Raw genomic sequence first — 15,053 nt, 5'->3', positions numbered from 1 at the left:
GTTGTAACAGCCGGTCAACGAACCCCCGGAATTGCGGCGCAGGAAAACCCTTGGATAAAAACTGTCACCCTGCTTACATTTTTGACGCGGAAATTTGACTAACGGAACGTCCGAATGACCGCCGGAAGGAATATGTTGCACCGAGTTGTAACAGCGTCTGCGGAAGCTATGAAGGCAAGTGTATCGATAGAAAATCCTTCTTCCGTGCCGCCGCTCGTCCCGTAGAGCGCTGATGCGGAGGACGGGCGGTGGGCTGCGGGTTTCGCGCCGCTAGTGTTGCGGTACGCCGTCGCGCCATTCGGCCCAGTGCGTTGCAATCTCCTGTACCAGCGGATTCCCCGCCCGATACAAGTTGTCGATAGCCGGCGCGAAACCGCCCTGGGCGGCGTAATTGAGGAGATTATCGGAGGCGGATTGCCCGTCATGGGGCCGATCAAAATCCGAGCCGGAACGCAGGGCCGCCACCCGCTTCAAATCCACGCGATGCACGCTCGCCGCACGCGACAACGCCTCGTAAGTCGCGTTGTCCTCCTGCTGCGTCGTGCAATACACGCCCTGGCCGCCAGTCACGAGCTTCGTCCAGTCGCGCGCCCGCTCGCCGATGACCTTGCCCGACCACCACGTATCACTCGCCAGCGTGTCGCACTGGATCACCTTGGGCGGCTGGTTCGCCGGCGCATAGCTGAACCTGGCGCGCGCGGCCTGCGCTTCGGGGTTGTCGGACATCACCACGTTCTTCGACAACGCATAAGCTGCGTCGGCGAGATCCGGATTCAGCCGGAACACCTCGGTCTTGTAATCAAGCGGGGGTTTATCGGCAGGGCTTTTCGTATTGATGCCGAGATAACCGCTCGGCCAGCTATCGGGCTTTTCGCGCGCATCGAGCTCCCATTGGATACCGAAGTCGACCAGATACTTTGCCCACGCGGCAGACCCGAGCGTGCCTTGCATCGGGTCGATGCCCGCGATCCCCGCGATCATGAAATAGGTACGGCGCAGATCGAATCTGTCGGAGAACGTGAGCGCCATCAGCGAAGCAGCCGCGTTCGCATGCCCCATGCCGGTGGTCATCACGCAGACCTCCTGACGGTTGCAGTTCACAACGGGATAGTCCGGAGACAGGCCGGCCACACGAATGGCCTTCCAGGGCCCGAGCTTGTTAAGCCAGACCTGCGCCTCAGGGCCGAACATGGAAATGATCATGACCTTGACGGGCTGGCCGCGGCCATTGCCGTTGGCGCTACGTTGGGAGCTATCCGGGCCCTGCGCAAACGTTGGCTCACACGCGCTGAACAAGAGCGTAGCCATCGCGGCCATAAAGCTCAACGCCGGGATTCGTGAGGGAATGTGAGTGACGATGCAAGTACGGCTGCGGGTAGAACGAAGGAGCAGGCCGAGCGGGGAACGGACGATCGATTTCATCTGGGCGGCACCGTAAGTGGAAGGAGGACGCGAGGTGAAACACACGGGCAAGATGCCGGACGGGACAACACGCCCGTCTCGTCCGTGCCACCGCCGGACGACCGTGCGTGCGTGTGTTGAGCGCATTATAGAAGGACGAAGGACGCCGTTGTAAGCAGCATAAAATGTTCCGGTAGCGGCCATCAAGCACTCGTCTTGCTGTTTCGCTTGCTCGTTGTTGAGTCCACTTCCCTGCAAGGCGCCCATGTCCGACACCGCCGCTTCACGAATGATCGATGCATTTCACGCCAGCCATGTCGAGGACCGCCAGCACGTCGAGATGTGGCTCGAGGCTACCGGCGACTGCGCCGTCGCGCTAGAGGCCCTGTGGTCCGAAGGAGAACACCATCGGGGACATGCACGCGTGGCCATGGACCGGCTGGTCGCGCTGGCGGACAGGCACGGGGTCATGCTTTCACTCGTGCCACGGCCACTCACGCAGAAAGGAGAAGGCCCCGCCGCGCCTTCCATCGATCACGCCGCACCCGACAGCGCCGCGCTCGAAGCATTTTATGGCCGGTTGGGCTTCGAACGCTCGGGCGGCAAGTTCGAAGGCTCGCCGGTGATGGTGCGCTCGCCGCGTTGATCGCCATTGGCGTTCGCATTCACGTTCACAGCCGTATCGGTTGTATCGGTTGAGCAATCGCCACGCTGATCTCCCTTGAAGGCTGCAGCCAGTTCACCCGCATCGCCGCCCTTCACGATCACGAAATTGCGCTGCGGATTCGCTATCTCAATGCCCCGTTCCGTGAAGCGGTCCACAATGCGCCGGTTGAATTCACGCTGCACGCCCCAGCGTGCGCTGTCGCGGCATTGGATCTGACCGGCGAGCGTGACGCTCGACCCATCTACCGCATCTACACCCCACAGGCTGAAGTCGGAGAGAATGCCGTCCTTGAACGCATCATCTTCACGCAGCGACGCCCCGATCTCGTTAAGCGTATCCGCCGCCAGGTTCACGTCCTGCCCAAGGGCGATGCTCACGCGTACCGCGGCATTGCCAATGCCGCGATTCGTGTTGTTCACCGTCGATACCGAACTGAACGGCACCGTGAACAGCGAGCCGTCACTGCCTCGCAAACGCACCGTGCGGATCGACAGGTACTCGACTGTCCCCGAGACCCCCGCGAGCGTGACCGAGTCGCCGACCTGCATCGCGTTCTCCATCAACAGGAAGATGCCAGTGATCAGATCCTGCACGAGCTTTTGCGAACCAAAACCAAGCGCCACGCCGAAGATGCTCGCGCTCGCGAGCAGCGGCGCGGTGTTGACACCGATCTCGCTTAATCCCGTCATCACGACGACCATCGCGATCACGATAAAGAGCGCGCTGCGCATCATTGGCAGCAGAGTTCGAAGACGCGCGGCCCGCAAGCTGTCGCCACTCGTGGTCCACGTTTCCAGACGTTGCTCGACCATCACGTTCGCGCCTTCCCACACGATGACGGCGAACGCGGCGGCGACCCCGATGGTAATCAGCGCGGATGCAAGCCGATGGCCCACCCCGCCCGACGAGAACAGCGTCAGGACGTGAAGCCCCCAGACCTGCAGCAGCGTCAGCAAGGTAACCACGACGATAGCCGTCCGCACGACACGCCGCAGCAGCGGGTAATAGCGGTAAGCGTGCCGATGCACGATCGACTTGTTCGACAGGTCCTCCTCGCCGCCGGCCGTATGGAAAATACGGCCGAGCGCACCGAACGCAACAATTGCGACCACGCGCGCCGCGACCAGCACGAGCACCGAGATGCCGAACAGATGAAACAATGTGCGATACCCGTTGCGTACATCGAGCGCCCAGACGAACCACAGCGCCAGCACGAAAAATACCGCGAGCCCGGCCCAGGCATCAGCAATCCAATTGCCCAGCAGTACGAATGATCGACGTCCCCTGACGCTCTCGCGAATCCAGACCGCAACCGGCACGCGGCATTTGAGGATCACGATAGCGATCAGCACGTGCACGACCAGCGCGACCACCTTCAGGATCGAGTCATGAGCGGTGTCGGTCATGCCCAGCGGCGCCGCTGCCTCAGCGAACGCCGAGCCCGCTCCCGCCACCCACACAAGCCGCACCAGCCAGCGTTGTGCGAAGCGGGCGGCATCGTCGCTGATCTGGATCAGGCGCAGGCCCGGCGCGCGAGGCGCGATGAAGAACCCGCACGCGATCACAATGCCGCGGCACACCAGGTACGCGTCGATCAGCGCGCCGACGGAACGGCCTTGCGGCGTGCTGTCGTCGATGAAAACAGACATCAGCACAGTCGTGGCGATCACGAATACGAGCAGCGGCAGCAACGTGAGCAAGCTATGAAGAATGGCGCTTGGCAGCCGTTGCAACAAAGTCCAGTGCCGCGCTGCATGACGTACGCCGCGGGCGGTATCGGTCTTGTGCTCGGCGACCTCGATAGCCGCCTCGTTGCCCGAACGCTCGGCCACGGCTTCGGCGTGCACTGCGGCCTGCTCTTCCTTCGCCAGTTCCGGCTGGGCTGCATCGACATCCACGATCCCGCGGGCAGCGATTCGCTCGCGCGGCCGGCGCAGCCATCGCGAGCTCAGGTATTCCAGCAAGAGTGCAGGCAACAACGAGATCGAGATCGACCAGATCACCTGGCCGATCAGATCGCGGCCGCTGGCAGTGGCAGCGCGCTCGTGCCACCACTGCATGACCGAGCCGTAGTCGAGCAGCGCGGTGACGGAACGGCGCAGGCCGCTGCTGAGTTCCACGAGCCAGTAACCCGCCTCATGCGAGATCTGCGATGCCAGCCCGTTGCTCGTCAGCGACTTGGCCAGCACGCTCGCCGCGCCCGATGCACCGCTCGCAGCCGAAGCGGCCGCCGCCGGGGCCGGGCTGCCTGAGGCGGCCTGCACAGGCGTAGAAAGCGCTCCGGCAGCCGCGACGGCCCGCAGCGTGTCCTCGACCTGGCTGCGGCGTGCGGGGTCGTTGAGGACCGCCAGCGCGGCACGCGCCTGTTCGGGCGTCAGGGTGACACTTGATGAGCCAAGGGCTGGGCTGGCCGCGCCGGCGGCCGCATTCGCGGCAGATGCAAGCGTGCCGCTCAGAACGCTCAGGACAAAAAGACAGACGACGAGAACAATTTTGCGCATAGGCGAGGATGACGAACTCGGTTAGGGAAAACCGCCACGGATGCGCCCGGCCTGCAGCGCGATTGAACCTGCGGTGTTCACTCTCAAGCTGGAATGGTTCGTGCAACAAACATCAGATCAAAACTACGGGATATGGGCATGCACGTCCAAATTACGCGATCCTTGCGATCCATGCGAGTTGCCCTGTCCGGCGCCGCCATGTTGCTGTCGGCGACCGGACTGCTGCCAGCACTTCTTGCGCCCGGGCGGGTATGCGCCGCTGAACACGCCAACCTTGAGCGGGCCGCGAAGCCCATCCCGCCCTCGGCTGCGAAGGTTACCAAGCACGTAGACAGCGTCGCGCCGCCGGACGAAGGCACCACGCAACTTCCCGCCAGCGGCGACACCCAGCTTCCCGCGACACCCGATACCCCGCGACCGCACTATGATCGGCCACCGGCTCATTTGCCGTGATGCATGATTCTGTGCGACGTCGTGCAGTTTAGTGGAACCATGGTTGGACGGCTTATCGCGACGCTCGCCGGCGCTCGCCGGCGCTCAAGCACGCGCCTCGGCCACGCGGGGAATATCCGGCTCGAAGAAGACCCAGCGTGCCTGGGGAAACGCGCGCTGCAGGTCCGCTTCAATCACATTGATGGCATCGACCATCGCGCGGCCGCTGTCGTAGTCCCCCATTTCCGCTTGCACGGCCACCACGATCTGCTTGCCCCACTGCAGCGTAATCAGGTTGATCACGCGAACAATTTCCGGGCGCGCGCGCAAGTGCGCATCGATAGCCCGGCGCACTTCCGGACTCGCCGATTCCCCGACGATCATCGACTTCACTTCGCGGGCGACCAGGTATGCGATCACCATGAGCAGCAGGCCGACGCCGATCGACCCCGCTGCGTCGTAGACGGGATTGCCGGTGATCATGGTCATGAGCACGGCGCAAAACGCAATGGCAAGACCCGCCAGGGCTGCGACATCTTCGCCTGTGACCACGATCAGTTCGGACTCGCGCGTCTCGCGAAACCATCGCCAGAGAGACTTTTTCCCCGACGTCTTGCGGATCTCGCGCAATGCGCCGGCCAGGGAAAACGACTCGAGCACGACCGATATCCCCAGCACGACAAGCGCCACAATGGGGTTACTCACCACTTCATGCCGGGCAATCCGATGCACGCCTTCGTACACCGAAAACGCGCCGCCGACAAAGAACAGCAGCAGCGCGACGAGCATGGAATAGAAGTAGATCTCGCGGCCCGAACCGAGCGGATGCAACACGTCGGCGGGGGCCTGTGAACGCTTGAGTCCCACCAGCAACAATAGTTGATTGCCGCAATCGGCGGTGGAGTGGATGGCTTCGGCAAACATGGAGCCGGAACCGGTGAACGCAGCCGCCCCGAACTTGCAGACAGCAATGCCAAAGTTGGCGGCGAGCGCGTAGAAAATGGCTTTCGGCGATTCTTCTTTCATCGTGCTCCTGGCGGAAGTGAGAAGCGGGTCAGGGACGCTCTACGGACATCAACAATGAACCAACCACAAGCGCGCTAAACGACTTCCACGCGGCTTTCGCCATCGATCATTTCTCCGATCACCGCCGCCTGATCGAAGCCGTCCGCACGGAAGATGGCGAGCACTTCGTCAACCGCCTCCGGCGCGCATGACACCAGCAAGCCGCCTGAAGTCTGCGGGTCGGTGAGCAGGCTTCGTGCCACATCGTGCAATGACGACGCCAGCGTGACGTGCTGCCCGTAGGCGGTCCAGTTGCGGCCCGATGCCCCCGTGACCACGCCCGCTTTCGCGAATGCCTCCACGCCGGGCAGCCATGGCAAGTCGGCGTATCGCAGGCGGGCCGTCAGCCCGGCGCCACGGCTCAGTTCCAGCGTGTGGCCCAGCAGGCCGAAGCCGGTTACGTCGGTGAGGGCGTGCACGGCGTCGAGTGCGGCCAGATCCGCGCCCGGGCGGTTCAGCTTGGTCGTGGCGGCGATCATCGCGGCGTAGCCGGCGGCATCGAGTTGATCCTTCTTCAGCGCCGCAGACAACACGCCCACGCCAAGCGGCTTGCCGAGGATCAGCACGTCGCCGGGGCGAGCCGACGCGTTACGTTTCACGCGCTTCGGATGCACGATGCCGATCGCCGCCAAGCCATAAATAGGCTCCACGGAATCAATGGAATGACCACCCGCGACAGGGATGCCCGCTTCGGCGCAGATCGACTCGCCGCCCTTCAGCACGGCCGCGATCACCTCGTGCGGCAGCACGTTGATCGGCATGCCGACGAGCGCGAGCGCGAGGATCGGTTTGCCGCCCATGGCGTAGACATCGGAGAGTGCGTTGGCCGCCGCGATACGGCCGAAGTCGAACGGGTCATCGACGATCGGCATGAAGAAGTCGGTGGTTGCAACAATCGCCTGCTCGTCGTTCAAACGATAAACCGCCGCGTCGTCGGCGGTGTCGTTACCGACCAGCAAGTCGGGAAAGAACGGCAATGGCACGCTGCGTTTCAACAGGTCGGCAAGGACGCCCGGCGCGATCTTGCAGCCACAGCCGCCGCCGTGGGACAGGCTGGTCAATCGGGGTGACGGGGTTGCATTCAGCTTGATGTCAGTCATTCGCGGTTATCCGGCAAAGTTGCGTGTGACCGATATTATGGTGGTTGTCGCGTCCGGAAGTGGCAATCGCGATCAACCCGCCATTCTGGTGACCACGGCGCGTAGTCCGCGTCAATATTGAAACGCATCGTGCGACCGCTCACGCGGTACACTTCGAGCCACGGTCCGATGCCGTCTTTCAACGTTACCCGTCAACCGCCCCGTGCCTGTGCCTGTACCTTTCCCTTTACCTTTCCCCGCATGAAATCTTTACCTCTTGTTTTCGGCTTGATCCTCTGCGCGTCGCTGTTTCCATTCGGTCCATTCAGCCAACTCAGTCACGCTCAGGAATCGCCTGCCTCCCCGCAGGAAGACTACGCTTACCTGACCCGCATGCACGTCCCTGAACCAGTGATCCGCTGCGTGGCGGCGTTCGATCGATGGGTGGCGTTGACGCCCAGGTACGACACGTTCATGGTCCCCGACCGGCGTGTACTGCGTGCGAAGATCGATAACGACACCCCTATCTTCAGCGCGGACAATCCCATTCCCGTAGACGAAGTAATCGCCATGCGCGCGTTCGCCAAAATTCGCGGAAAGTCGCAATGGACGCGCGTTGACAGCAGCTGCGGCGTGCGCGACGGCCGTGTGGTCGGTGTTTCGCTCACCCCAAATGTAAGGCCCAGGATCGTTCGGTAACAGCGCCAGGGGATCAGGCCTTCGCTGCCTCTCCCGAATATTTCCGGCCACACTTTTCCTTACAAACGCAAACGGCTTGTCATTTAGCTAATCGCTACATTGATTTCACGGATTTCATTTGGAGAAACCCATGAAACGATTAGCGATTCTAGTCACGCTCGCAGTACTCCTCGGCAGCACCCTGGGTGGTTGTATCGTCGTGCCGGATGGCGGATACCACCATCACGACTACTACGGCCGGTACTAAACCGCGGAACACGCCGAACAACAAGCGCGAAGGAAACCATCATGTTGACAGTCAGAAAAGGCCTGGCAGCCGCATCGCTCGCGGTGGCGGCAGCAACGAGTCTCGGCTTCACGAACACCGCGTCCGCCGACGACCACTTCCACCCCGGCTACGTTCATGTCGACAGCCGCGGCTGGCACGGCGACCGGTATTACGACGGGCATCGCTACTGGGAAAGGCGCGAGTGGGAACGCCATCACGCACCGCGTTACTACGGCCCTCCGAATCGTTACTATTGACCGGTCGCGCAGGCGTTAAAGACGAAAAAGCCAGGGACGTCCCTGGCTTTTTCCGTTTTCAGCCTCGTGAATGCGGCGCGCCGAACCTTGATCAAGCGCCCGCAGTTTCGCGCCATTTGCGGGTATCGCGCAACGGCGGTGCACCAAACAGGCGGCTGTACTCGCGGCTGAATTGCGATGCGCTCTCGTATCCCACGCGATGCGCCGCTGTCGCTGCATCGGTCATGTCGATCAGCATCAGGCGCCGCGCTTCCTGAAGCCTCAACTGCTTCTGGTATTGCAGCGGGCTCATCGCCGTGACGGCCTTGAAATGATGGTGCAATGACGAGACGCTCATATGCACGTCGCGGGCGATCGACTCCACGCGCAGCGGCTGATCGAAGTGCTGGCGCAGCAGCATGATCGCCTTCGCAATGCGCTGTGTCTGGCTGTCCTGCAGTGCGATCTGGCGCAAGCGGGCGCCAGGACCGTTCATTAACAACCGATACAAGATCTCGCGCTTGACCAGCGGTGCGAGAATCGGAATGTCCTCGGGTGTATCGAGCAGGCGCAGCAAGCGCAATACGGCGTCGAGCATCGACGTGCCGAGCCGGTTGACATAGAGGCCGCGCGAGGCGTCCGCGGGCGTCGACGGCGGCAGGCTTTCATCGCCGATCAATTTGGTGATTTCCTCGACATCGAGGTCAAGCCGCATGCCCAGATACGGTTTGTCCTCGGTCGCGCCGGTCACTTGCCCCATCACCGGCAAATCCACCGATGAAACCAGATAGTGCATGGGGTCGTACACATACAGTTCGTCCCCTACCATGATCCGCTTCGACCCTTGCGCGATCACGCCAAGCGCCGGCGTCTGGATGCCATGGCTTGGGCCGCCGCAATGCACGACGCGATGCAGGAACAAACCGTGCACCGCTGTCTGGCACGTGCCAGTAGTGTCAGCGGTGAAGCGGTCCAGCAACGCGACGAGATCGAGCCGGGCGTGATCGAGGCCCGGATCAAGCGGCGCAGACGCACCGCCGTTGATAGCGTGATCAGCGTGGTTCAAAGGGTCGATGGCGGAATCCGCCGTCTCATTCAGGGCCATGATTCGCAGTGGGTGAGTTTGTTTGCGCGGCTGCTGCCCAGGAACGGTCACAGTCTTGCAAGGATGGAGAAGGGTTGCCGTCAGCCAGATGCCAATCGCGATCAACTACACGCAATTACACGTAACCGCACGCTGCCGGCGTATGGCACTCAGCTTACTCGCGCCTGCATATTTTCGCCCAGAGCCATGCGCGGCCTTTGCAGGATCGGGCAATGATCCGACAGGATCAGGCTAGCCGGGCGCAGCGGCATAGGCAGATACTGCTTGAATCGCGGCGTTGCTGAAACACCGAACGGTCGTTCCGCCGTGAAGCGGCCGACGGTGAAGTCTAGAGGCCGCCAGTCCAAGGACGAATTCTAAGGAACCCAGCATGCGTAACAAAAAATTCGGCAATACCGGCTTGTTCGTTTCGGAATTGTGCCTCGGTACCATGACCTTCGGCGAAGGCGGCATGTGGACCAATATTGGCGGCCTGCAACAGGCGGACGCGGACAAACTCGTCGGCCGGGCGCTGGATGCGGGCATCAACTTCATCGATACCGCCGACGTCTACGCCGACGGCACATCGGAGGTCATCACCGGCCAGGCGCTCAAGAACCTGAAGGTGCCTCGCGAAAACGTGGTGGTCGCCACCAAGATCCACGGCGAAACCGGCACGAAAGGCATCAATTCACGCGGCGCGTCGCGGTATCACATCATTGACGGCGTGAAGGCGAGCTTGAAACGCCTGCAACTCGATCACATCGATTTGTATCAGCTGCATGGGTTCGATACCGCCACGCCAATCGAAGAAGCGCTGCGCGCACTCGACAACCTCGTGCAGCACGGCCATGTCCGCTATATCGGCGTATCGAACTGGGCGGCGTGGCAGATCGCCAAGGCGCTGGGCATTTCGGAGCGGCTCGGCCTCGCGCGTTTCGAGTCGCTACAGGCGTATTATACGATTGCCGGGCGCGACCTCGAACGTGAAATCGTCCCGATGCTCAAAAGCGAAAACCTGGGCCTGATGGTGTGGAGTCCACTCGCGGGCGGTTTGCTGAGCGGCAAGTACAAGCGCGACGGCAGTTCGACGGAGCCGGGCCGGCGCACGAACTTCTCGTTTCCGCCGGTGAACATGGATCGCGCGTTCGATTGCATCGACGCCATGACCCAGATGGCCGAAGCCAAGGGCGTCACCGTGGCGCAAATCGCGCTGGCGTGGCTGTTGCACCAGAAGGCGGTGACGAGCGTGATTATCGGCGCGAAACGGGTCGAGCAACTCGACGACAACATTGCGGCGACGCAAGTCAAACTGAACGACGACGAACTCGCCGCACTCGATGAAGTCAGCCAACTCGCTAGCGAATATCCGGGCTGGATGTTTGCTCGCCAGGGCGAATATCGCTTGAATCAGCTGCGGGAATCGAGCGGCGGCTAGTTGTTAGTTGGTTGTTAGCTGGCTGATTAGCTAACGATGGTTTGAAACGGCAAGGTCATGAGTACCGACTCCTGATACTTGCCGTTTATCTTCAGCGACCGCGGTTCACGCGCGTATTCAACGAATCCGACCGAGCGATACAGCCGTTGCGCCGCTTCGTTATGCGGCGCAACCGTCAGCTGAACCTCTTCCACCACCGTGCGGGCGTGGCTCAGGACGGCTTGCAGGAGGGCAAGCCCCAATCCCGTTCCGCGAGCGGCCGGGCGGACGTACATGCCCACCAGCGCGCCCTTGTGCCGCTGTTTCGCGGCTTGCGGCACCATCAGGCCGGCCACGCCCGCCAACTCGCTTTCGTTGTTTAAGACCCCGCCGAACACGGCAGCATTCACGATCCGTTGTTCGAACCACGCGAGCGGCTGTTCAGCTTCATCTTCCCACGCCGAGCCGAAACCATCGGGGTGTCGGGCGAGCCCTTCGAGCCTGATATCGCGATACGCACTGGCGTCGGCGGCAGTCAGACGGCGGATGGTGAATGGCATGGGCATGAGCGTGGGTACCTTGAGCGGCGCGTCGTGATTGCTGGCGTTAAAGCGCCAGTTTCGCACGCACGGCGCGTCCGCTCCAAGCCCCGTTTGCCCCAAGCCTCGCGTCTAGATGATCGGCTTGCCGCCCGTCACCGCGATGGTCGCGCCGGAGATATAACTCGCTTCATCGGACGCCAGCATCACATACGCCGCAGCCAGTTCGGCTGGTTGCCCGGGACGTTTCATCGGCACTTGCGAGCCGAAATTCCTGACCTGCTCCGGCTTCATCGTCGATGGAATCAGCGGCGTCCAGATCGGCCCCGGCGCCACACCGTTTGCGCGAATGCCCTTCTCCGCCAGCAACTGCGCGAGGCCGCCCGTGAAGTTCTGGATGGCGCCTTTCGTGGCCGCATACGCGATCAATCCGGGATTCGGACTGTCCGCGTTCACCGACGTCGTGTTGACGATCGCACTGCCCGGTTTCATGTGCGGCAAGGCGGCCTTCGTGATCCGGAACATCGCGCCGATGTTCGTCGAAAAGGTCTTGTCCCATTCTTCGTCGCTGATGTCCTCGAGGCTGTCGTAGACCATCTGGTAAGCGGCATTGTTGACGAGCACGTCGACGCGCCCGAACGACTCCACCGTCTTCGCGACCAGCTCGCGGCAAAACGAGGGGTCGGTGATATCGCCGGGCAGCAGCAGCGATTTCCGGCCCGCTTCCTCGACCCAGCGGGCAGTTTCTTTCGCGTCCTCGTGCTCGTTCAGGTAGACGATTGCGACGTCCGCGCCTTCACGGGCAAACGCGATTGCCACCGCGCGGCCGATGCCGCTGTCCGCACCCGTGATCAGTGCGATTTTGCCGGCAAGCCTGCCCGAGCCCTTGTAGGTTTTCTCGCCGTAATCGGGCGGGGGATTCATCGGCGCGCTGTGGCCGGGTTGCCAGTCCTGGTGCTGTTCCGGGAAGGGTGGTTTGGGATATGAAATCTGGGCCATGTGCGGTCTCCCTAAAAACGATGATGGAAGACCGGGTTTCAGCAAGCAACGGACCCAGGAGAGCGGCGGATGGTCGTTGGCTCCGGCTAGCGGCGCATGTGGGTAGGCGGCCGCTTTGGGGCAATTCCGCCGGCAGCACCATCCGGCATGAACCCGTTCACCGGGCGAACGATATCGCCTGGAAATGGAAAAGGCGGCCCAGGACCTTTATCCCCATTCCAGATATAGCCTTTGCGCGATACCTCGCCAGTGCGCTAAGCGGCTAAGCGATGGTCAAGCGTTCGCGGTGCGGTTAAAGCACCGCGACCACCCGGATATCGCCTTCGATAGACGGCACGACTTGCCCTCCAACTCGCCGAAAGGTTATAGACACGGTTTTGTTCCCGACCCTCAGTTCGCCAATCTCCAGCCAATCGATGCCATCAGGCAACTGCGGCCGGTCGATACGCACCTCCTCGTGCTCGGCGTCGATCGTGACCCCGAGACAGGCCTCCAGGATCATGAACGGCGATCCGGCCGCCCAGGCTTGCGGCAAGCACGCGACCGGATAGCCGATCGGCCGTTCGCCACGTTGCCGGGTGAAGCCGCAGAACAGCTCGGGCAGGCGCATATCGAACGTGACGGCCGCTTCGAACAGTGCCTGCAACAGGCGCACTGCACCGCCGCGGTCACCGTAGCGTGCGAGCCCGCGAGCGCACATGGCGCTGTCATGCGGCCACACGGAGCCGTTGTGGTACGACATGGGATTGAAGCGTGGCTGGCCTGCTGCCAGCGTGCGGACGCCCCAGCCGGTGTTGAACAGGGTCGACTCAAGCTGGCGCGCGACGGCTTCACCGCGGCTGCGTTCGACCAGGTCAAAGGCCAGCAAGTGTCCCGCATTCGACGCCAACACCTTGCACAGCTCGCCCTTGCCGTCGAGCGCGATACCGTAGAACTCCGACTCGGGCATCCAGAACATTGTCTCCACACGTTCGCGGATGTTTTGCGCGCGTTGCTCGAAGTCCAGCGCCTGCTCCGGCGCGTTGCGCCGCCTTGCGAAGCGGGCCATGGTGGCAAACGCGGTGGACGCATAGGCCTGGACTTCGACCAGCGAGATCGGTCCGATCGGGAAACTGCCATCGGCGTGAAACACCGAGTCGCCGCTGTCTTTCCATCCCTGGTTGGCAAGCCCCGCTTCCGTTGCGCGCTGGTAGCTCAGCAAGCCGAATTCGTTCTTGTCGCAATGGCGTGCGATCCATTGCGCGGCCAGTTGCAGGGCTGGCCACAATTCGTCGATCAACGCGGTGTCGCCGGTTCGCTCGGCGTATGCGCCGGCCAGCGCGACGAACAGCGGCGTGCTGTCGACCCCGCCGTAGTACATCGCAAACGGCACTTCGCCCGTAGCAGCCATTTCGCTATTGCGGGTCTCGTGCATGATCTTGCCCACTTCCGCATCGCGAAATGCGGAGTCTTCGCGGGCCTGATGTGCCGCGAGAAACCGCAGCACGCCACGGGCAAGCGACGGATCGATCCATAACATCTGCAGCGAAGTAATGATGGCGTCGCGGCCGAAAGCCGTGGAAAACCATGGAATGCCTGCGTACGGATACGGTCCGGTTTCGAGATCAGTCGTCAGCAAACCGAGATCGGCGAGCGAACGATCGATCCATTCGCTGAACAACGGATTGCTCGAACGCACGCGCGCCACCGAACGCCGCCGCTCGCGCATGCGCCGATGCGCATCGACAAGTGCCTCGCGAATGGCCGGGCGCCCCGATTCCGGCGCGCATTCAGCGCCTTCCTCTGCGATCTTCTTGCTCTCCGCGCTCGCGTCGCTCAACGCGTGCGTAACGGCCGTGATCGACAAGTAGATCGACATGGCCGTTTCCGACTGTATCCGCAGCACGTAATCCGCACGATTGACCGAGAGCGAATGCGGTGCAGGCGAAAACTGGATGCGCGCGGTCCGCTCGACCTCATCCAGACCCGTATAGCGCAACACGACTTCGCCATCTTCGATGCACGGCTCGCGCATTGCCCCTCGTTTCGGGCGCGTGGATCCGCGCACCTCGAACATGTCGTGGAAGTCGGCGGCGAAATTGATCGAAAGCGGCACGGTGGCCGGTTCGGTTCCGTAGTTGGTCAACACAATGGCTTCGTGCAGCACGTGCCGCGACAACACCCGGCGGCGCTCGACGTGGATCACGCCCTCGGGCGTGGTCGCCCCGCCGATAGGCGGCAGCGGCCGGTTGGTCAGATGCGCGGTAAAGACGGCGTTGTCGCTGGACACACTGCCGGACAGGAGCGACGGCGAGCGTCCGCCGAAGGTCAGGCGCAACTGCGACAACACGCGGGTGTCGTTCACGAAAAGACCGTCGTCATTGCCGCGGATGTCGCCGTTTGCGTCGTTGACCACGAAGGTGTTGCCGGCCTTGAGCACGAACTGGCGCTCGTTCGCGTAGTTCGTATGTTCGGTCGCGATAAATGCGCCGTCCGTGTTGTCGACGGGCGTCGACGGAGGAACCTCGCGAACGCCGGCCGTACTGCGGATCGGGTCGGGCATGTCGTCATGAGCGGCGTCATGGGCAGGGTCGCGAGCGATATCACTGGCGTGCCGGTCGCTGAGCGCCTGCTTTGCTTGCTGTTGTTCCTTCGTTTCCATTACACCTTCCTGAAAGAGTTGCCTG

General features: G+C 62.3%; 13 protein-coding genes. 5 read left to right on the top strand and 8 right to left on the bottom strand.

Translation table 11 applies throughout. The annotated features are described in order from the left end of the window. Nucleotides 1-270: 270 nt before the first annotated feature. Nucleotides 271-1,317 (bottom strand): purine nucleoside permease, encoded by a 1,047-nt coding sequence (locus HB376_RS14800; protein WP_213764593.1) that lies wholly within the window; start codon nt 1,315-1,317, stop codon nt 271-273. A 349-nt stretch (nt 1,318-1,666) separates the two neighbouring features. Between HB376_RS14800 and HB376_RS14795 the strand changes: the two genes are divergently transcribed. Beyond that, the gene (locus HB376_RS14795; protein WP_213764418.1) at nt 1,667-2,047 is read left to right on the top strand and encodes a hypothetical protein; all 381 of its coding nucleotides are present in this window, start codon (nt 1,667-1,669) and stop codon (nt 2,045-2,047) included. Here HB376_RS14795 and HB376_RS14790 read toward each other — a convergent pair. Continuing rightward, nucleotides 1,972-4,569 (bottom strand): mechanosensitive ion channel domain-containing protein, encoded by a 2,598-nt coding sequence (locus HB376_RS14790; RefSeq protein ID WP_213764417.1) that lies wholly within the window; start codon nt 4,567-4,569, stop codon nt 1,972-1,974. The genes HB376_RS14795 and HB376_RS14790 overlap by 76 nt on opposite strands. 138 nt (nt 4,570-4,707) lie before the next feature. On the opposite strand from HB376_RS14790, the gene HB376_RS14785 reads away from it, so the two are divergent. Continuing rightward, entirely contained in the window at nt 4,708-5,022 is a 315-nt protein-coding gene (locus HB376_RS14785; protein WP_213764416.1) for a hypothetical protein, read from the top strand. An 84-nt stretch (nt 5,023-5,106) separates the two neighbouring features. On the opposite strand, the gene HB376_RS14780 is transcribed toward HB376_RS14785, so the two are convergent. After that, nucleotides 5,107-6,027, bottom strand: coding sequence for a cation diffusion facilitator family transporter (locus HB376_RS14780; RefSeq protein WP_213764415.1), 921 nt, complete (start codon nt 6,025-6,027; stop codon nt 5,107-5,109). 74 nt (nt 6,028-6,101) lie between these two features. Continuing rightward, nucleotides 6,102-7,166, bottom strand: a complete 1,065-nt coding sequence (selD, locus tag HB376_RS14775) for a selenide, water dikinase SelD (protein ID WP_213764414.1) — start codon at nt 7,164-7,166, stop codon at nt 6,102-6,104. 240 nt (nt 7,167-7,406) lie between these two features. Between selD and HB376_RS14770 the strand changes: the two genes are divergently transcribed. Next, nucleotides 7,407-7,844, top strand: coding sequence for a hypothetical protein (locus tag HB376_RS14770; RefSeq protein WP_213764413.1), 438 nt, complete (start codon nt 7,407-7,409; stop codon nt 7,842-7,844). Nucleotides 7,845-8,132: 288 nt separating this feature from the next. After that, nucleotides 8,133-8,369 carry a hypothetical protein gene (locus HB376_RS14765; protein ID WP_213764412.1) on the top strand — a complete coding sequence of 79 codons (237 nt, stop codon included), beginning with the start codon at nt 8,133-8,135 and terminating at the stop codon, nt 8,367-8,369. A 91-nt stretch (nt 8,370-8,460) separates the two neighbouring features. Here the strand turns inward: HB376_RS14765 and HB376_RS14760 are convergent, their stop codons facing one another. Further along, on the bottom strand, nt 8,461-9,453 hold the full coding sequence (locus HB376_RS14760) for an AraC family transcriptional regulator (protein WP_213764411.1): 993 nt from the start codon (nt 9,451-9,453) through the stop codon (nt 8,461-8,463). Between the two features lie 370 nt (nt 9,454-9,823). Between HB376_RS14760 and HB376_RS14755 the strand changes: the two genes are divergently transcribed. Beyond that, nucleotides 9,824-10,870, top strand: coding sequence for an aldo/keto reductase (locus HB376_RS14755; protein ID WP_213764410.1), 1,047 nt, complete (start codon nt 9,824-9,826; stop codon nt 10,868-10,870). Between the two features lie 26 nt (nt 10,871-10,896). On the opposite strand, the gene HB376_RS14750 is transcribed toward HB376_RS14755, so the two are convergent. The 3 genes from HB376_RS14750 to HB376_RS14740 all read right to left on the bottom strand — a co-directional run bounded on the left by HB376_RS14750 (nt 10,897) and on the right by HB376_RS14740 (nt 15,028). Next, nucleotides 10,897-11,475, bottom strand: a complete 579-nt coding sequence (locus tag HB376_RS14750; protein ID WP_346730497.1) for a GNAT family N-acetyltransferase — start codon at nt 11,473-11,475, stop codon at nt 10,897-10,899. Between the two features lie 45 nt (nt 11,476-11,520). Further along, nucleotides 11,521-12,387 carry a glucose 1-dehydrogenase gene (locus tag HB376_RS14745; protein ID WP_213764409.1) on the bottom strand — a complete coding sequence of 289 codons (867 nt, stop codon included), beginning with the start codon at nt 12,385-12,387 and terminating at the stop codon, nt 11,521-11,523. A 292-nt stretch (nt 12,388-12,679) separates the two neighbouring features. Then, on the bottom strand, nt 12,680-15,028 hold the full coding sequence (locus HB376_RS14740; RefSeq protein WP_255631354.1) for an amylo-alpha-1,6-glucosidase: 2,349 nt from the start codon (nt 15,026-15,028) through the stop codon (nt 12,680-12,682). Nucleotides 15,029-15,053 lie beyond the last annotated feature (25 nt).

It is taken from the genome of Caballeronia sp. dw_19 (assembly GCF_018449515.1).
Taxonomy (GTDB): domain Bacteria; phylum Pseudomonadota; class Gammaproteobacteria; order Burkholderiales; family Burkholderiaceae; genus Caballeronia.
The sequence above is the reverse complement of the archived record's forward strand: the minus strand, read 5'-3'. Positions and strand labels throughout refer to the sequence as shown.